Source organism: Pseudomonas alkylphenolica (assembly GCF_000746525.1).
Lineage (GTDB): Bacteria > Pseudomonadota > Gammaproteobacteria > Pseudomonadales > Pseudomonadaceae > Aquipseudomonas > Aquipseudomonas alkylphenolica.
In genome coordinates this window covers 5233892-5251179 of the sequence record NZ_CP009048.1, presented here as the reverse complement: position 1 = coordinate 5251179, position 17288 = coordinate 5233892, and the positions used below count along the sequence as shown (strand labels likewise).

Annotated in this window: 16 protein-coding genes; 9 read left to right on the top strand and 7 right to left on the bottom strand. The window is 61.9% G+C overall.

Features of this window, described 5'->3' with window-relative positions:
• Nucleotides 1-64: 64 nt before the first annotated feature.
• Nucleotides 65-1558 (bottom strand): HAMP domain-containing protein, encoded by a 1494-nt coding sequence (locus PSAKL28_RS24100; protein WP_038615237.1) that lies wholly within the window; start codon nt 1556-1558, stop codon nt 65-67.
• A gap of 134 nt (nt 1559-1692) precedes the next feature.
• Between PSAKL28_RS24100 and serB the strand changes: the two genes are divergently transcribed.
• On the top strand, nt 1693-2907 hold the full coding sequence (gene serB / locus PSAKL28_RS24095; RefSeq protein WP_038615235.1) for a phosphoserine phosphatase SerB: 1215 nt from the start codon (nt 1693-1695) through the stop codon (nt 2905-2907).
• Nucleotides 2908-3021: 114 nt separating this feature from the next.
• Here the strand turns inward: serB and asd are convergent, their stop codons facing one another.
• The 3 genes from asd to PSAKL28_RS24080 are packed head-to-tail and all read right to left on the bottom strand — an operon-like array spanning nt 3022 to nt 6286.
• Complete coding sequence (gene asd / locus PSAKL28_RS24090) at nt 3022-3885, bottom strand: archaetidylserine decarboxylase (RefSeq protein ID WP_038615233.1); 864 nt, start codon at nt 3883-3885, stop codon at nt 3022-3024.
• Nucleotides 3886-3894: 9 nt separating this feature from the next.
• Nucleotides 3895-4704 carry a rhodanese-like domain-containing protein gene (locus PSAKL28_RS24085; RefSeq protein WP_038615231.1) on the bottom strand — a complete coding sequence of 270 codons (810 nt, stop codon included), beginning with the start codon at nt 4702-4704 and terminating at the stop codon, nt 3895-3897.
• Nucleotides 4705-4750: 46 nt separating this feature from the next.
• On the bottom strand, nt 4751-6286 hold the full coding sequence (locus tag PSAKL28_RS24080; protein WP_038615229.1) for an HDOD domain-containing protein: 1536 nt from the start codon (nt 6284-6286) through the stop codon (nt 4751-4753).
• 129 nt (nt 6287-6415) lie between these two features.
• On the opposite strand from PSAKL28_RS24080, the gene motA reads away from it, so the two are divergent.
• Both motA and motB read left to right on the top strand, forming a co-directional pair.
• Nucleotides 6416-7267, top strand: a complete 852-nt coding sequence (gene motA / locus PSAKL28_RS24075) for a flagellar motor stator protein MotA (protein ID WP_038615227.1) — start codon at nt 6416-6418, stop codon at nt 7265-7267.
• A 3-nt stretch (nt 7268-7270) separates the two neighbouring features.
• Nucleotides 7271-8269 (top strand): flagellar motor protein MotB, encoded by a 999-nt coding sequence (gene motB, locus PSAKL28_RS24070; RefSeq protein ID WP_038615225.1) that lies wholly within the window; start codon nt 7271-7273, stop codon nt 8267-8269.
• 66 nt (nt 8270-8335) lie between these two features.
• Here motB and PSAKL28_RS24065 read toward each other — a convergent pair whose 3' ends face one another.
• Entirely contained in the window at nt 8336-8818 is a 483-nt protein-coding gene (locus tag PSAKL28_RS24065; RefSeq protein WP_038615223.1) for a toll/interleukin-1 receptor domain-containing protein, read from the bottom strand.
• Nucleotides 8819-9078: 260 nt separating this feature from the next.
• The gene (rsgA, locus tag PSAKL28_RS24060) at nt 9079-10110 is read right to left on the bottom strand and encodes a small ribosomal subunit biogenesis GTPase RsgA (RefSeq protein ID WP_038616993.1); all 1032 of its coding nucleotides are present in this window, start codon (nt 10108-10110) and stop codon (nt 9079-9081) included.
• A gap of 91 nt (nt 10111-10201) precedes the next feature.
• Here rsgA and orn point away from each other — a divergent pair, with 91 nt between their 5' ends.
• Nucleotides 10202-10744 carry an oligoribonuclease gene (gene orn, locus PSAKL28_RS24055; protein ID WP_038615221.1) on the top strand — a complete coding sequence of 181 codons (543 nt, stop codon included), beginning with the start codon at nt 10202-10204 and terminating at the stop codon, nt 10742-10744.
• A 100-nt stretch (nt 10745-10844) separates the two neighbouring features.
• A complete protein-coding gene (locus tag PSAKL28_RS24050) occupies nt 10845-11456 on the top strand; it encodes a trimeric intracellular cation channel family protein (RefSeq protein ID WP_028945669.1) in 612 nt (203 codons plus the stop codon).
• Nucleotides 11457-11488: 32 nt separating this feature from the next.
• Here PSAKL28_RS24050 and queG read toward each other — a convergent pair whose 3' ends face one another.
• Nucleotides 11489-12574 (bottom strand): tRNA epoxyqueuosine(34) reductase QueG, encoded by a 1086-nt coding sequence (gene queG, locus PSAKL28_RS24045; RefSeq protein WP_038615219.1) that lies wholly within the window; start codon nt 12572-12574, stop codon nt 11489-11491.
• A gap of 63 nt (nt 12575-12637) precedes the next feature.
• Here queG and PSAKL28_RS24040 point away from each other — a divergent pair, with 63 nt between their 5' ends.
• Genes PSAKL28_RS24040 through mutL form a run of 4 tightly spaced genes read left to right on the top strand, consistent with a single transcriptional unit; the run spans nt 12638 to nt 17288 of the window.
• Entirely contained in the window at nt 12638-13498 is an 861-nt protein-coding gene (locus PSAKL28_RS24040) for an NAD(P)H-hydrate dehydratase (protein ID WP_038615217.1), read from the top strand.
• On the top strand, nt 13486-13956 hold the full coding sequence (tsaE, locus tag PSAKL28_RS24035; RefSeq protein WP_038615215.1) for a tRNA (adenosine(37)-N6)-threonylcarbamoyltransferase complex ATPase subunit type 1 TsaE: 471 nt from the start codon (nt 13486-13488) through the stop codon (nt 13954-13956). Before PSAKL28_RS24040 ends, tsaE begins: the two co-directional genes overlap by 13 nt.
• 3 nt (nt 13957-13959) lie before the next feature.
• Nucleotides 13960-15384, top strand: coding sequence for an N-acetylmuramoyl-L-alanine amidase (locus PSAKL28_RS24030; RefSeq protein WP_218918490.1), 1425 nt, complete (start codon nt 13960-13962; stop codon nt 15382-15384).
• Entirely contained in the window at nt 15381-17288 is a 1908-nt protein-coding gene (mutL, locus tag PSAKL28_RS24025; protein ID WP_038615211.1) for a DNA mismatch repair endonuclease MutL, read from the top strand. The genes PSAKL28_RS24030 and mutL overlap by 4 nt, the downstream gene beginning before the upstream one ends.

Genomic DNA, 17288 nt, shown 5'->3' with positions numbered 1-17288 from the left:
CTATCGCGGGGCAAGCCCGCTCCCACAGTGGGAGCGGGCTTGCCCCGCGATCAATGCATAAAGATCAACCCTTGACCCGACGCTCATGCATCCGCGCCAGCTGGCGCTCCAGCATCGACGGGTAAGGCTCCATCAGGCGCTCGACGCAGCAGGCGCCCTCGGGGCTGGCAATCGGACGGATGCGGGCACGCTGACGGATCAGGCTGTCATCGCTGATCTTGCGCTCAACCAGCAGCAGGTTACGGCTGTGTTGCGACAGGGCCAGGGCATCCTGGGCCTTCTCGGTCAACAGCAGGTCGATCTGGTTCAGGCCGTGCAGGTCTTCACCCAGGGTCAGGCCCAGCTGCAACTGCAAGGTGATGCCGCTGTCGGCCACTTCGATCTGCAGGGCATGCCCAAGGGCGCGCAACAGCTCGCCACAGCAAATGGCATTGGTGAGGTAGTCCTCGCCGCTGTCCTGGCTGTGGAACAGCATCAGGGTGCTGCCGTCGTTGAGGGTGTGTACTTCGCTTTCATACAGCGATGCGGCCTGGTCAAGGCAGTCGCGATAGCGCTCCAGCAACTCGGTCAGGCGGGTGCGCGGCAGGCGCCGAAGTTGCTCCTGGGAGCCTAGCTGTACCGCCAGTACCGCACTGGCCTGGGGCTCGCGATTGACGGCTTGCGGGGCAGGGCGCGGGGCGTTGTGCGTTTCGTCGTCGATCAGGTCGGCAAATGCGTCATCGTTGTCGTCATCGTCGGTGGTTACCGGCTTGCTGACCCTGGACACAGCAGGTGCTTCGTCAAAACTTGGGTCGCGCAGGTTACGAACTTCGAACTCGGGTTCGTCTTCGTCCAGTTCTTCGGGCTCTGGTTCGACTTCGCGCGGCGGTGGGGCGAAGCGGGTGTGCAACTGGCGGGCCAGGTCACCGATCTCATCTTGGCGGTCAGTGGCCGGGGTGAACTCGTTGATGTCACGCAGCCACACCCGCAGCTGCAGCAGCGGGGTAGAGATGAAGCGTCCCAGGCGCAAGCTCATGGCCAGGGCCAGGGCCAGCAGAATACCGGCGAGAATGCCCATGCTCTGCAGGCTGATGGTCAGCGGCTGCTGGAACTGGCTCATGTCCAGGCTGATGCGCAGTTGTCCGGCAGTCACGTCCTGGAAGGTGATCTTGGTCTGGTACAGGCCTTCGGCCTCACCCAGCAGGCCGTTTTTCGGGCGCTGGCCGGCTTCGGCAAGGATCCGGTTGTCGACGCTGTAGATCGCCGCATGGGCCACCAGCGGGTTTTTCACCAGGTTGCCCAGCAGCACATTGAGGCTGAGGATGTCGTTGGACACCAGCAGCTCGGTCGCCGAGGTAGCGGTCTGCGTGGTCAGGCTCTGCCCCAGGGCGTCGGCTTGTTCATGCATGGCCTGCTTGAATTGCAATCCCATCACGCAGGCATAGATCACCAGCGCCAGTGCTACCAGTAGCACGTTATGGCAGGCGATACGCAGCGCAAGCGGCACACGGCGTTGGCGCAGAGCATGAAATATCAGCAGGAAGAAGTTGTCGGTTTTAACGGGCGTGGGCCGGTTCACAGAGCGCGGCTCTTTATGTCGGAGAAGTTGCTGCGCAGTATAGCGAGCGCTCATGGACCGGCAAAGCATCGGCTGCACCCGATGGTCAGCGAAAATCGGTAGAATGTGCTTTTTTCCACGAGTCGGAGCCCGTTTTGCGCGAAATCGTTCTGATTAACATCACAGGTGAAGACCGTCCAGGTCTTACTGCGGCCATCACCGGCGTTCTGGCCCAGGGTGGTGTGAACATCCTCGACATTGGTCAGGCGGTGATTCACGACACCCTGTCTTTTGGCATTCTGGTGGAAATCCCGGATACCGATAAGGCCTCATCGGTGCTGAAGAATATTCAGGCTGCGGGCAACGAACTCGATCAACAGGTCCGCTTCACGCCGGTTTCCGAAGCCGATTACCAGAGCTGGGTTGAAGGCCAGGGTAAAGCGCGTCACATCGTGACCTTGCTGACCCGCAAGGTGACTGCCGAACAATTGCAGCGGGTCAGTTCGATTACCGCCAAGTACGGGCTGAACATCGACCATATCGACCGCCTTTCCGGCCGTGTGGCCCTGGATACGCCGGTCGAGCAGGGCAAGGGTTGCATCGAGTTTTCGGTCCGTGGCGAGCCGGCCGATCCGCAAGCTTTGCGTGCCGAGTTCCTCAGTGTGGCCCAGGAGCTGAACGTCGACATCGCCTTCCAGCAGGACTCGCTGTTCCGTCGCAACCGTCGCCTGGCGGTGTTCGATATGGACTCGACCCTGATCGAGGCCGAAGTGATCGACGAGTTGGCCAAGGCCGCTGGCGTGGGTGAGCAGGTGTCGGAAATTACCGAACGGGCCATGCGTGGTGAGCTGGACTTCCGTGCCAGCTTCAAAGAGCGTCTGGCCTTGCTCAAGGGCCTGGATGTTGGCGTGCTCGACGAGATCGGTGCTTCGCTGCGCCTGACCGAGGGCGCCGAGACCCTGTTTGCCGAGCTCAAGCGTCTGGGCTACAAAACCGCGATCCTGTCTGGCGGTTTCACTTACTTCGCCAAGCAACTGCAGGCCAAGCTGGGCATCGACTATGTCTTTGCCAACGAGCTGGAAGTGGTTGACGGTAAAGTCACCGGCGTTGCGGTTGAGCCGATCGTCGATGCCCAGCGCAAGGCAGACCTGCTGGGTGAGCTGGCGCGCAAGGAAGGTTTGCAGATGGAGCAGACCATTGCCGTAGGTGACGGCGCAAACGACCTGCCGATGCTGGCCATCGCCGGTCTGGGCGTGGCGTTCCGTGCCAAGCCGTTGGTCAAGCAGTCGGCCAAACAGGCGATTTCGACGCTGGGTCTGGACGGTGTGCTGTACCTGCTGGGCTTCCGCGATCGCGACGGTCGTAGTTAAGACCCGGTGGGAGCGGGCTTGCCCCGCGATTGCGGTGTGTCCGCTACATTGCTTCGCGGGGCAAGCCCGCTCCCACAGATAAAAAAGCCCGCATCGCTGCGGGCTTTTTCATTTTCAGGCCTGGGCAGGCAGCGCCAGACGCTGGCCCATGCTCACCGCCGAACCGGCACCGAGCTCTTCGGCCCATTTGACCTGCTCAGGTCCAAACAGCACGACGGCCGTCGAACCCAGCTTGAAGCGACCCAGTTCTGCACCTTTTTCCAGGTGGATCGGTGCGCGGCTGGCTTCGTCGTAGCGGAAGGTCTTCAGTTCACGCTTCGGTGGCGTCACCAGGCCAGCCCAGACGGTTTCGATCGACGCGACGATCATTGCGCCAACCAGCACCACAGCCATCGGCCCGCGCTCGGTATCGAACAGGCAGACCACGCGTTCGTTGCGGGCAAACAGCTCCGGTACGTTTTCGGCGGTGGTCTGGTTGACCGAGAACAGTCGACCCGGCACATAGATCATTTCGCGCAGGGTACCGGCCAGTGGCATGTGCACCCGGTGGTAGTCCTTCGGTGACAGGTAGATGGTGGCGAATTCGCCGCCCATGAACGGCGCAGCATTGGCCGGATCACCGCCCAGCAGTTCAAGCGCGCTGAAGCTGTGGCCTTTGGCCTGGAAAATGCGACCGTGCTCGATCGGGCCCAGCTGGCTGACCGCACCGTCGGCCGGGCAGAGGACCGCACCCGGGGTCTCGTCGAGCGGGCGTGCACCGGGTTTCAAGGCGCGGGTGAAGAAGGCGTTGAAATGCTCGTAAGCGGTGACGTCCTCGACCAGGGCCTGGGACATATCGACCTGGTAGCGCTTGGCGAACCAGCTGGTGAAGGCATTCTTGAACCAGCGCACGCGGCATTCGGCAATGCAGCCGGCCAGACGCGACAGCAGGTGATGAGGCAGCAGGTACTGACTGATGATGAACAAGCGGGATTTCATTAGGTTTCCTTAAACTTCAACAGGGGTGTCGGGGTGGTTGCCCCATTCGCCCCAGGATCCGGCATAGGCTTTGACCCGAGGGTAGCCCAGATGCTTGGCCACCAGGTAGGTAAAGCCGGAGCGGTGATGAGTCTGGCAGTGGGTAACCACTTCCTTGTCTTTGCTGATGCCCAGCTGTTCGAGGATCTCGGGCATGTCCTTGCGGATGCGCAGGGCATTGTTCATGTCCATGCCGGCAGTCCATTCGAAATTGACCGCGCCGGGAATGTGCCCGCCCTTGGCGGCCAGGACTTTCTCGCCGCGGTATTCAGCGGGGCTGCGTGCATCCCAGATCGCCAGGTCGGCGGCGCCGATGCGGCTTTGCAGGTATTCACGGGTTGCCGTGGGTTCTTCGTGCAGGGTCAGGCTGACCGTACCGCTGGCAGCGGCCGGTACGTCGGTGCTGAGAGTGCTCGCTGGCCACGCTTGCGCACCACCGTTGAGGTAGTGGTAACGCGTGTGGCCGATGACATCCAGCAACCAGATGAAACGCCCGGCCCAGCCGCCGCCTTCGTCGTCATAGACCACGTAGACCGCATTGGCGTTGTGGCCGAGTTCGGCAAACAGTTTTTCCAGGTCAGCTTTGGCCGGCAGCAGGCCCGGCGCAGGGGGTTGGCCCAGCTGGGTACGCTTCGGGTCGACAAAGCGAGCCCCCGGAATGTGCCCGCTGTTATAGCGGTTGACGCTGGTCAGGTCCACCAGGATCAACTCCGGTGCATCAAGCCGGGCTTGCAGGTCAGCCGGTTCGATTACCAGGGGCAAGCCAGAAAAGTCAGTCATCCAGAGTCTCCAGAGCAGAACAGAGGGGGCGATTGTAGCGCATGGGTCAGGCGCTGCGGGTGCTGAAGGCGGTCAAGGCGCGCTCGATACATTGCGCGGTCTTGGCAAAGGCCTGCACGCTGATGTCAGCCAGCGGTTTTGCACCCTGGTCGGCGATCAGCAGCATCACTACGCGGCCATTGCTCGACAGCGAGCGCAACAGCAGATGTTCGCTGCGAAACAATGCGCGCAAGCGGGCCGGAAGCAGTGCCGAGAATTGTGCGTGATTTTCGGGGGTCAGGCGCAGTTGCGCCGACGCGCTCAACAGGCGCTGAAGCAGTTTGCTCTGTTCAACAGGCAAAACCAGGCCAGCCGCTTCTGGCGCCAGTCCGGCAATCTGATGAACCCGCAGCTGAGTCTGGGTCTTGTCGGTCATCAGCAGCATGACCCGCTGCATGCCACAGGCGACCAAGGCATCTCGGGCCAGGGTCGTCAGGTGAATGGCATTGCTGAACGGGCTGGGCTCGACCAGTAGCTCGGCGCACAGCTTGCGCCAGGTGCCCAGGGCCTGGGCCGAGGGCGGCGGCGGGGCGATCAGCCCCTGGTGCAGGCGCCGTTGATGCCAGGGCCAGAGCAGGGCTTCGGCCGGGTGAAACAGGTCATGGCAGGCATGGTGGCGGGCGCTGATGGCCGCTTGTTGGTGCACCAGCTGTTGCACATCATCCAGTGAGGTCTGCAGGTACAGGCTGGTGAGCAGTTGCCAGCGTCGAACATGGGCGTTGGTCCAGCCAACTTGTGCCGCCAGTGCCAGGCCGTTGGCCAGGAGTACGGTGTTGGCGGGCTGATTGAACCAGCGGCGCAGGTTCGGGTTGTCGTCCAGACGCTGCTGTTGGCGCAGGTTGTTTCGATCACGGGCGATGTGCAGTGCCTTGGCCAGCAAGCGCCGCTCTTCCTGCAGCAGGTGATAGCCGCGCGTGACCCACTCCGGCAGGCGCCAGTGTTCGGCTAATGCCTGGCACAAGCTGAGCAGCCGTACCCCGAACAGCTCCAGTTCTACCTGCGGTGCCGATTCGCCCTTGTGCACCACGCGCAGTTCCCAGTCTTCAAGCAGCTTGGGAAAGGACAGGGCCAGTGGCCATAAAGGCGACAGGAACAACAGGCTGCCCCAGTGTATTTCCTGCCAGAGCCGCGCCAGGCGGCTGGCGAACAGGCCGTTGGCCTGCTGGCTGGCATGTTGGCTGACCAGCTGCAATTGGCGCAAGGTTGGCGCAATTTCCCCCTCGGGGAGCGCCGGCAAGCGCTCCAGCAGCGCTGAAGTGCGTGCCAGCCCCAGGCGATTGAGGGCGACTTCCAGGCTTTCGGCGGGTTCGCCGATGCTGGCATGGGTGTGATGGTTGGCCTCGCGCATGACGCTGAGTACCAGCGCCGGGCTGTCCTGCATCACCTCGGCAATGTCGCGCAGCGAGCTGCGGTTGTCGGCAATGCTGGCTTTTACCCGTTCGTAGCTGGCCAGCGGAACTGGCAGGCGAACGCTATCGAGTAGTTTGACCCAGGCATCGAGTGTTTTTGGTATTTGATCTGGCACGATGATTTCAATAGGTATGCTGGAGGGGCCGAACTGGCTTTTCGCCGTGAGTGACTATAGTCTGGCGCAGATCTGCCGATAAGTAGAAGAAGAGTTTTATTAACTTCCGCTCACGACCCTGACCACGACAGTAAGTGCTTTCTATCTATGGCTAAAATTATCGGCATCATCGTCGTATTCGCGAGTGTGCTCGGCGGATATGTTCTATCCCACGGCAAAATTGCCGCACTGATTCAGCCCTTCGAGGTGTTGATCATCGGTGGCGCGGCCTTTGGTGCGTTCCTGCAGGCGAACCCCGGTTACATGACCATGCATGTAATCAAGAAGTCGCTGAAGATGTTTGGTACGCGCTTTACCCATACCTTCTATATCGAGGTGCTCGGGCTGGTCTACGAGATCCTCAACAAGAGCCGGCGCGAAGGCATGATGGCGATTGAAGCCGATATCGAAGACGCCGCCTCCAGTCCGATTTTTGCCAAGTACCCCGCGGTGCTCGGTGATGAGCGCATGACTGCGTTCATCTGCGACTACCTGCGCATCATGTCCACCGGCAACATGGCTCCGCATGAACTCGAAGGCCTGTTCGACATGGAGCTGCTGAGCATGAAGGAAGAGCTCGAACACCCGTCCCATGCCGTGACCGGTATCGCCGACGGTATGCCAGGCTTCGGTATTGTTGCGGCGGTACTGGGGATCGTGGTGACCATGGCCTCGCTGGGCGATGGCGACCAGAAATCCATCGGCCTGCACGTGGGTGCGGCGCTGGTCGGTACCTTCTTCGGTATTCTCGCGGCGTACGGTTTCTTTGGCCCGCTGGCTACTGCCTTGCGTCAGGATGCCCGGGAAGAGCTCAACGTCTATGAAGCCATCAAGGCTTCGCTGGTAGCCTCGGCTTCTGGCATGCCGCCGTCGCTGGCTGTGGAATTTGGACGCAAGGTGCTGTTCCCAGCCCACCGTCCGAGCTTCGCCGAGCTGGAACAAGCGGTTCGCGGACGCTGAGTCATGGAGAACAACCAACCCATTATCGTCAAACGCGTCAAACGCTTTGGCGACGGCCACCACGGTGGCGCCTGGAAGATCGCCTTCGCCGACTTCGCTACGGCGATGATGGCGTTCTTCCTGGTGCTCTGGCTGCTGTCGACGGCCACGCCGGAACAGAAGATCGCCATTGCCGGCTACTTCAAGGACCCGATCGGTTTTTCCGAAAGCGGCACGCCTTATGTTATTGACCTGGGGGGCTCGCCACAGCTTGCTCCGGAAAAGACCATCAACCCGGAAGTGAAGTCCGAGCCGACCCCGGACACCAGTATCCAGCTGGGCCAGGACAAGGTTGAAAGCATGGCCGAGCAGGTTGAGCGCGAGCGTCTCGAGTTGCTCTTGCAGGAATTGCAGAACAAGGTCGAAGAAAACCCGCAGCTGCAGAAGTTCAAGGACCAGATCCTCTTCGAAATTACCCAGGATGGTCTGCGCATCCAGATCATGGATGCCGAAAACCGGCCCATGTTCGACCTGGGCAGCGCCCGCTTGCAGCCGTACTTCGAAGATATCCTGCTGGCCATGGCCGACACCATCAAGGCGGTGCCGAACAAAATCAGTATCAGCGGCCATACCGATGCCAAGCCATATGCCGGCACCGGTGACTTCGGCAACTGGGAGCTGTCGGCCAACCGTGCCAACGCGGCGCGGCGCGCCCTGGTTGCCGGTGGCTACCCGGATACGCAGGTTGCACGGGTGGTCGGTTATGCCTCGTCATCGTTGTTTGACCGGGCGAACCCGCTCAACCCGGTCAACCGGCGCATCGACATCATTGTCCTGACCAAGAAGGCCCAGCGGACCCTTGAAGGCGAGCAGCCAGCTGCGCCAGACGCCAATGCGCCGGCTCCAGCGCCTGCAGTGCCGGCCCCGGCGCCCGAGGCCGAGCCGATGCAGCCGCGCGAGCTGCGCCAGAAGCTGAACATCTTCGAGGATGGTGTGTTGAAGATGGATGAGAGCAAGGAGTAATCCTGTGTTCTGATCACAACGCCCGTGAGTGGCGATGCTCGCGGGCGTTGTGCTTTGTGGGAGGGTTCAGAAGCCGCGGCGGATCTTGGCCTTCAGGTCGGCGTGAAAGAAGCCGGCGTTCAGGCGGTTGGTGGCGTCGGCGCCAGCTTCTTCTTTGGTGATCGAACGTTTGAAGGTCTGTTCGTCATGGTAGGCGAGGACGAACAGGTCGATATGCTCGCGTGAGCTCATGATCGGCCACTTGTCCAGGTAGTCGGGCAATGTGCTCTCTGCACATTGGAACAGCGATACCCGGCGATTGCTGAGGGTGGCAGCACCGAGCTGGAAGGGCACCCACCAGGTATCGGCGTTCTCTTCGGATAGCACGCTGATCAGGTGCGTACAGCTGCTGATATTGCTACAGACCAGGCCGAAGATGTCGTCGCCGGTCTGCCCGGCGTCGCCATCGAACAGATCCAGGTGAGTAGCAATGCCTTCGAGCTTCAGGCGTTCGCTGATGATGTAGGCATTCAGGCGTTGCGGGTGGCGATAGCTGATAACGACGGGCATCAGGCGGGCCCTCCTGGTGCACAGGCTGGGTGGCGGGTACCTAAGTATCGAATTGTCATTGTTGATTCCTTTCATACTCAGAGCATGGAGTTGATTCGCTTGGTCGTGGCGAATCTGAAAGGTGACAATCAATGAAAGCTTTTATGACGGCAAGGGATGACCAGAGTTAAAGAATGGTCTTACTTTGCTTGGTAAATTTTCCTGCAGAGTTTTCCTACGAGGCGGCAATGTGAGGCCCGTTGCGAGCCTCACGCGGTATTTCAGTAGCTGTCTTCAGGCAGGCTGGCAATGATCGAGCGGTAGCTGTTCATCCGCTGCTGCTGGACTCGACCGTCTTCCAGGGCCTTGAGCAGCGCGCAACCGGGCTCGCGATCATGCTTGCAGTCACGGAAGCGGCAGGTGCCGATCAGGTCGTTGAACTCAATGAAACCGGCTTCGACATCGGCACGGCTGACGTGACCCAGGCCGAATTCGCGAATACCCGGGGAGTCGATCAGCTCCCCGCCGCCCGGGAAGTGGTACAGGCGTGCGGTCGTGGTGGTGTGCGTACCCTGGCCGGACCACTCCGACAGATCGCCGACCCGGGTCTGCACCTCGGGCAGCAGGCTGTTGACCAGCGACGACTTGCCGACCCCCGACTGACCCACGAAGACGCTGATATGGCCATCCAGGCGTGCCTGCAACTGCTGCATGCCATCGCCGTGATGGGCCGAAACCTCCAGCAATGGATAACCCAGCTGCCGGTACACCGCCAGCAGCGCGTTGAGCGCCGGGGCATTCTGTTCGTTGATCAGGTCGGCTTTGTTGAGCAACAGCAGCGGGTGAATGCCAGCATGTTCGGCGGCTACCAGGTAGCGGTCGATCAGGTTGGCATGCGGTTCCGGCGCCGGGGCGAAGACGATCACGATCAGATCGACGTTGGCCGCCACCGGCTTGAGCTGGCCACGGCTGTCGGGGCGGCACAGCTCGGTGTTACGCGGCATTTGCGCGACGATCACGCCGATACCCTGGTTACCCGCGCGCCACACCACGCGGTCGCCGGTTACCAGCGCTGGCAGGTTGGCGCGCAAGTGGCAACGGAACACCTGGCCGGCGTCTTCGCCGTCCTGGGCCTCGACTTCGACCTGCACGCCAAAGTGGGCGATCACCAGGCCAAGTTGCTCGGGGCCTAGGTCACCGCCTTCGAGCTCCTGCAGGGTCTGTTTTTCGCGTTTGGCGGCGCGGGCAGCGCGTTCACCCTGGATTTTTTCGATCCGCCAGTTTTGGCGGCGATTGAGCTGGCGTTTGGCCATGAAGGTTCCGTGTTCGGCATGCATTATTAAACGGCGAGGAGTTTAGCACGCTCCACTAGGCTAAACTGCGCACCTACCGAGGAGCAGAATCATGCAGAACCCACAGAACCTGATCTGGATCGACCTGGAAATGACCGGTCTGGATCCGGACCACGACGTCATTATCGAAATGGCCACCATCGTTACTGACAGCGACCTCAACACCTTGGCCGAAGGGCCGGTGATCGCCATTCACCACAGTGACGAGGTGCTGGCGCGCATGGACGAGTGGAACACCCGCACCCATGGCGCTTCCGGCCTGACCCAGCGGGTCAAGGACAGCAAGGTCAGCATGGCCGAAGCCGAAGCGCAGACCATTGCCTTCCTGGAGCAGTGGGTACCGAAAGGCAAGTCGCCGATCTGTGGCAACAGCATCTGCCAGGATCGCCGTTTCCTCTACCGTCACATGCGTGGCCTGGAAAACTACTTCCACTACCGCAACCTGGATGTCTCGACCCTCAAAGAGCTGGCGGCACGCTGGGCACCTGAGGTGCGCGACAGTTTCAAGAAAGGCGGTACGCACCTGGCACTGGACGATATTCGCGAATCGATCAACGAACTTCGCCACTACCGCGAACACTTCATCAAGTTCTGATCACGCCGCTGCACGGTTGTACAGACAATCCGTGCGGCGCCCCCTTTTGGTGCCTGAGGCAACTGGTTAGACTGCGCGCCCCATTGCACGGATCTGCGCCATGTTGTTGATGCTCTACCTCATTGCAATCACCGCTGAAGCCATGACTGGCGCGCTGTCTGCCGGGCGCCGCGGCATGGACTGGTTCGGCGTGGTGCTGATTGCCTGCATCACCGCCCTGGGTGGCGGTTCAGTGCGCGATGTGTTGCTGGGGCATTACCCGCTGACCTGGGTCAAGCACCCGGAATACCTGGTGCTGACCAGCTTTGCCGCGCTGATGACCATCTTCATTGCACCCTTGATGCGTCACCTGCGCTCCTTGTTCCTGGTGCTCGATGCACTGGGGCTGGTCGCTTTTACCCTGATCGGCTGCATGACCGCCCTGGAGATGGGGCAGGGCATGTTGGTGGCGTCTATCAGCGGGGTGATCACCGGGGTGTTTGGCGGCATTCTTCGGGATATTTTCTGTAACGATATTCCGCTGATCTTCCGCCGTGAGCTGTATGCGAGCGTGTCTTTTGCCGCGGCCTGGTTCTATCTGGGTTGTGTCTACTTCAAGGTACCCGGCGAGCAGGCGATTCTGCTGACCTTGTTTGGTGGTTTTCTGCTGCGTTTGCTGGCGATTCGTTTCCACTGGGAAATGCCGAAGTTTCATTACAACGACGAGCATTGAGTCGGTAGCTGCATCGCGGGGCAAGCCCGCTCCTACCGGGTGGGAGCGGGCTTGCCCCGCGATGAATGTTGCCCCAATGCCCACTCCACATGCTCGCGCACCAGCTCTGACGGATGATCCTGGCGGGCTTTAAGTGCCTCCAGTACCTGGATTGTCGACGGCGCATTCCCCAACCCCACCGCCAGGTTGCGCAGCCAGCGCTCATAGCCGGCGCGCCGCAGCGGCGAGCCTTCGGTACTGTCGAGAAAGGTCTGTTCATCCCACATGAACAACTCCGCCAATCCCGCGCTGTCGAGGTTATGCCGGGGCTTGAAGTCGCTCTCGCCGGTGGGCCTGGCAAAGCGGTTCCACGGACAGACGATCTGGCAGTCATCGCAACCGAACACCCGGTTGCCGATCAGCGCGCGCAGCTCTTCAGGGATGGCGCTTTTCAGCTCGATGGTCAGGTACGAGATGCAGCGTCGGGCATCAAGCAGGTAAGGGCCGACAAAGGCCTGGGTGGGGCAGATGTCCAGGCAGGCCGTGCAACGCCCGCAGTGTTCGCTGACCTGGGGCGGATCGACAGGCAGCGGCAGGTCGACGAACAGTTCGGCCAGAAAGAAGTAGCTGCCCGCCTTACGGTTGAGCAGCAGGGTGTTCTTGCCAATCCAGCCCAGGCCGGCCTGCTCGGCAATGGCCTTCTCCAGCACCGGCGCACTGTCAACGAAGGCGCGAAAGCCGAAGGGACCGATTTCTTTCTGGATGCGCTCGGCCAGGTGCTGTACGCGCTTGCGAATCAGCTTGTGGTAGTCACGGCCCAGGGCGTAACGGGAGATGTAGGCTTTTTCCGGCTGAGCCAGTTGTTGGGCCATGTGCGTGTCGCCTGGCAGGTAGTCCATGCGCAGGGACACCACGCGCAGGGTGCCGGGCACCAGTTGCTCGGGGTGCGAGCGTTTGCTGCCATGCGCGCCCATGTAGTCCATTTCACCGTGATAGCCCGCTTGCAGCCAGCGCTCCAAGTGTTGCTCGTGCTCGCCCAGCTCCACCCCGGCGATGCCGACATGGGCAAAGCCGAGTTCTTTGCCCCAATCCTTGATCGATTGGGCCAGTGCGGGAATATCAGGGGTGGCAGCAGACATGGGAAATAAGGCAACGCAGACTCAGGTGCGTATAATTCTGCCAGACATCGGAGCCTTTGACCCATGCCTCAGACCAAACACCCTGCAAACCAGGCGCAAATCCTCACCAGTGTTGCCTTGACGCCCCTCGCACCGCGCCCGCTTGCGGCGCAAAAAGGTGATTTCGGCCACGTCCTGGTGGTTGGCGGCGATCGTGGTACCGGCGGAGCGGTTCTGCTCAGCGCCGAAGCCGCCTTGCGTTGTGGCGCCGGGCTGGTTTCGCTGGCCACGCGCAGCGAGCAGGTGCCTGCGGCCCTGGCGCGGCTGCCGGAGGTGATGTGTCTGGGTGTGCATTCGGCCAATCAGTTGATGACCCCGATCGAGCGCGCGTCGGTCGTGGTGGTCGGCCCCGGCCTCGGCCAGGCGGCCTGGGGGCGTAGCATGCTGTCGGCAGTCGTCAACGCGCGGTTGCCGCAAGTGTGGGATGCCGACGCCTTGAACCTGCTGGCACGGGCGCCATTGGCGCTGGCGGCGGGCTCGATCATCACCCCGCATCCGGGGGAGGCGGCAAGGCTGCTGGGCATTTCCACCGAAGCAGTACAGGCAGATCGTGCCGGGGCGGCGCGCAAACTTGCGCGTAAATATGCGGTCATCTGTGTGCTCAAGGGCGCCGGCACCCTGGTGGCTGATCCGGCCGGGCAGCTTGCCCTGTGCAACCGGGGGCATCCGGCGATGGCCGGAGCGGGCCTGGGCGATGTGCTCAGTGGTGTACTGGGGGCGCTGTTGGCTCAGGGCATGTCGGGCTGGGACGCCGCCTGCCTGGGTGTCTGGCTGCATGCTTGCGCCGGAGAGCGGTTGGGCATGCACGGTCGGGGGCTGGCGGCCAGCGATCTGGTCCCGGCCATTCGTCATTTATTGGAGGAGCATTCAGCGTGTCAGGTGTAACCCTGTTTTTGGCCGACGAAGAGGCCATGGTCCGCTTCGGCACCCGTATCGCCGAAGTGACCAAAGGTCACGGCGTGATTTTTCTGGAAGGCGACCTGGGAATGGGTAAAACCACCCTGTCGCGCGGCATCATCCGTGGTCTCGGGCACAAAGGGGCGGTGAAAAGCCCTACATTTACTGTGGTCGAGCCCTACGAGATCGGCGAGATCCGCGCCTTCCACTTCGATCTTTATCGCCTGGTCGATCCCGAAGAGCTTGAGTACATCGGTATTCGCGATTACTTCGAAAACGATGCCCTGTGCCTGTTCGAATGGCCCCAAAAGGGGGCGGGTATTTTGCCAAAGCCCGACCTGACCATTACCATAAGCCCCCAGGCGAGCGGTCGTTCGCTCAACCTGTCGCCGCAGGGGGCACGTGGCGAAGCCTGGTGTGCCGCTCTGGCCTTGGAATTCAAATAGAAAATGGGGATAGGTATGCGCATTCGCGCACTGGTTGCGGTCGTAGGATTGCTGCTTACGGCGGTGACTGTTGATGCTCTGGCCGTCACGCAAGTCAAAAGTATGCGTTTGTGGCGAGCGCCGGATAACACGCGGCTGGTGTTCGACCTCTCAGGGCCTGTGCAGCACAGTGTCTTTACCCTGACCGCCCCGGATCGCCTGGTTATCGACATCAATGGTGCGACCCTGGCCGCGCCATTGACCGTGTCGACTTCCAACACCCCGATTACCAGTGTGCGCTCGGCCCAGCGTACACCTACCGACCTGCGTGTGGTCGTGGACCTGAGCAAGTCGGTGACCCCCAAGAGTTTCACCCTGGCGCCTAACGCCCAGTATGGCAATCGTTTGGTCGTCGACCTTTTCGACCAGGCCGCCGACGCCGTTTCGCCGCCGCCAACCCCTCCGGTTGCTACTGCACCCGCTGTGCCGGTGACGCCAGCGCAGCCGGCAATCAAGTTGACCCCTGTGCCCAATGGCAAGCGTGACATCGTTATCGCCATCGATGCCGGGCATGGTGGCGAAGACCCGGGCGCCATAGGCTCCAAGGGGCAGCATGAAAAAGACATCGTGCTGTCGATCGCCAAAGAGCTGCAGCGTCAGATCAACAGCGAGAAAGGCTTCCGCGCCGAACTGACGCGTACCGGCGACTACTTCATTCCGCTGCGCAAGCGTACCGAGATCGCCCGCAAGAAAGGCGCAGACCTGTTTATCTCGATCCACGCCGACGCCGCGCCGTCCAAGGCTGCCTTCGGGGCTTCGGTGTTCGCCCTGTCCGATCGTGGCGCCACCTCGGAAACCGCGCGCTGGCTGGCGGACAGTGAAAACCGTTCGGACCTGATCGGTGGCGCCGGCAACGTCAGCCTCGATGACAAGGACCGCATGCTCGCCGGCGTGCTGCTTGACCTGTCGATGACCGCATCGCTGAGTTCCAGCCTGAATGTCGGGCAGAAGGTGCTGGGCAACATGGGCCGGATCACGCCTTTGCACAAGCGCCGGGTCGAACAGGCCGGCTTCATGGTGCTCAAGTCGCCAGACATCCCGTCGATCCTGGTGGAAACCGGCTTTATCTCCAACGCCAACGAGGCAGCCAAACTGGCCACCCCGAGCCATCAGCAATCATTGGCACGCTCGATTCATAGCGGTGTACGCCAGTTCTTCCAGCAGAATCCGCCGCCAGGCACCTACATCGCCTTCCTGCGCGACAGCGGCAAGATTGCCCAGGGGCCGCGCGAACACAGCGTGCGGCCGGGCGAGACGCTGGCGATGATCGCCGTGCGTTATCAGGTCAATGTGGCCAGCCTGCGGTCTGCCAACAACCTCAAGACCGATGAGTTGAAGGTCGGCCAGAGCCTGCATATCCCTACTACTGCCCTGGCGTCCCAGCAATGACCGATAGCGCACGGATCGAGCTGCTCAGCCCGCGGCTGGCGAACCAGATCGCCGCCGGTGAGGTGGTCGAACGCCCGGCGTCGGTCATCAAAGAGTTGCTGGAGAACAGCCTCGACTCCGGTGCCCGGCGCATCGACGTGGAGGTCGAACAGGGTGGCGTGAAATTGCTGCGGGTCCGCGACGATGGCAGCGGTATCGCCGCCGACGACCTGCCGCTGGCCCTGGCCCGTCACGCCACCAGCAAGATTCGCGACCTGGAAGACCTCGAGCGGGTCATGAGCCTGGGTTTCCGTGGTGAGGCGCTGGCATCGATCAGCTCGGTCGCGCGCCTGACCCTGACCTCGCGAACCCGCGACGCCGAACAGGCCTGGCAGGTGGAAACCGAAGGCCGCGACATGGCCCCCCGAGTGCAGCCGGCGGCGCATCCGGTCGGTACCTCGGTCGAAGTGCGTGACCTGTTCTTCAACACCCCGGCCCGGCGCAAGTTCCTCAAAACCGAGAAAACCGAATTCGATCACCTGCAGGAAGTGATCCGGCGCCTGGCGCTGGCGCGCTTTGATGTGGGTTTTCACCTGCGCCACAACGGCAAGAGCATTCTCAGCCTGCACGAAGCTCAGGACGACACCGCACGCGCCCGGCGCGTGGCGGCGATCTGCGGCCCGGGCTTTCTTGAGCAGGCATTGCCGATCGAAGTCGAACGCAATGGCTTGCACCTGTGGGGCTGGGTTGGCTTGCCGACCTTCTCGCGCAGCCAGGCCGATTTGCAGTACTTCTTCGTCAACGGTCGTGCGGTGCGCGACAAGCTGGTTGCCCACGCGGTGCGCCAGGCCTATCGCGATGTACTGTTCAACGGCCGGCACCCGACGTTCGTGCTGTTCTTCGAGGTCGACCCCACCGGCGTCGACGTCAACGTGCACCCGACCAAGCATGAAGTACGCTTTCGCGATGGGCGCATGGTTCATGATTTCCTTTATGGCACCTTGCACCGGGCCTTGGCCGACGTGCGCCCGGAAGATCAACTGACAGCGCCTGCCGCGACCAGCGAAATCATCCGCCCCAGCGGAATCCAGGCCGGCGAGTTCGGCCCTCAGGGCGAGATGCGCCTGGCGGCCAACCTGCTTGAGCAGCCGCTGGCCGAACCGGGCGTGCGGCCCATGGGCACTGGCAACGGCAGTGGCGGTGGTGGCGCATACCAGTATCAGTACACCCCGCGTCCGGCCCAGGCGCTACCGGCTGCCGAGGCGCAGGGTGTCTACCGTGAATTTTTTGCGCCGCTGAACGAGGCCGCGCCCGCTGCACTGCCTGACAGCCAGGGTGATATTCCGCCGCTGGGCTACGCCCTGGCGCAACTCAAGGGTATCTATATTCTTGCCGAGAACGCCGTGGGTCTGGTGCTGGTAGACATGCACGCGGCCCATGAGCGCATCATGTATGAGCGCCTGAAAGTGGCCATGGCCAGCGAAGGCCTCAGCGGCCAGCCGCTGCTGGTGCCAGAGTCTCTGGCGCTGAGCCAGCGTGAGGCCGATTGCGCCGAAGAGCATGCCGAATGGTTCCAGCGCCTGGGCTTCGAATTGCAGCGTCTGGGCCCGGAAAGCCTGGCGATCCGCCAGATCCCCGCACTGCTCAAGCAGGCCGAAGCCAACCGCCTTGTCCAGGATGTACTGGCCGACCTGATGGAATACGGCACCAGCGACCGGATTCAGGCGCACTTGAACGAACTGCTCGGCACCATGGCCTGCCACGGTGCCATCCGCGCCAACCGGCGCCTGGCGCTGGCAGAAATGAACGGCCTGCTGCGCGACATGGAAAACACCGAGCGCAGCGGCCAATGCAACCATGGCCGACCGACCTGGACCCAACTGGGCCTGGACGATCTGGACAAACTGTTCCTGCGCGGTCGATAA

Coding starts and splice junctions, on each gene's coding strand:
- orn (WP_038615221.1), top strand. CDS start 10,202: ATGCAGAACCCACAGAACCTGATCTGGATCGACCTGGAAATGACCGGT.
- rsgA (WP_038616993.1), bottom strand. CDS start 10,110: ATGGCCAAACGCCAGCTCAATCGCCGCCAAAACTGGCGGATCGAAAAA.
- queG (WP_038615219.1), bottom strand. CDS start 12,574: ATGTCTGCTGCCACCCCTGATATTCCCGCACTGGCCCAATCGATCAAG.
- PSAKL28_RS24085 (WP_038615231.1), bottom strand. CDS start 4,704: ATGACTGACTTTTCTGGCTTGCCCCTGGTAATCGAACCGGCTGACCTG.
- motA (WP_038615227.1), top strand. CDS start 6,416: ATGGCTAAAATTATCGGCATCATCGTCGTATTCGCGAGTGTGCTCGGC.
- PSAKL28_RS24065 (WP_038615223.1), bottom strand. CDS start 8,818: ATGCCCGTCGTTATCAGCTATCGCCACCCGCAACGCCTGAATGCCTAC.
- asd (WP_038615233.1), bottom strand. CDS start 3,885: ATGAAATCCCGCTTGTTCATCATCAGTCAGTACCTGCTGCCTCATCAC.
- mutL (WP_038615211.1), top strand. CDS start 15,381: ATGACCGATAGCGCACGGATCGAGCTGCTCAGCCCGCGGCTGGCGAAC.
- PSAKL28_RS24050 (WP_028945669.1), top strand. CDS start 10,845: ATGTTGTTGATGCTCTACCTCATTGCAATCACCGCTGAAGCCATGACT.
- PSAKL28_RS24030 (WP_218918490.1), top strand. CDS start 13,960: ATGGGGATAGGTATGCGCATTCGCGCACTGGTTGCGGTCGTAGGATTG.
- PSAKL28_RS24040 (WP_038615217.1), top strand. CDS start 12,638: ATGCCTCAGACCAAACACCCTGCAAACCAGGCGCAAATCCTCACCAGT.
- motB (WP_038615225.1), top strand. CDS start 7,271: ATGGAGAACAACCAACCCATTATCGTCAAACGCGTCAAACGCTTTGGC.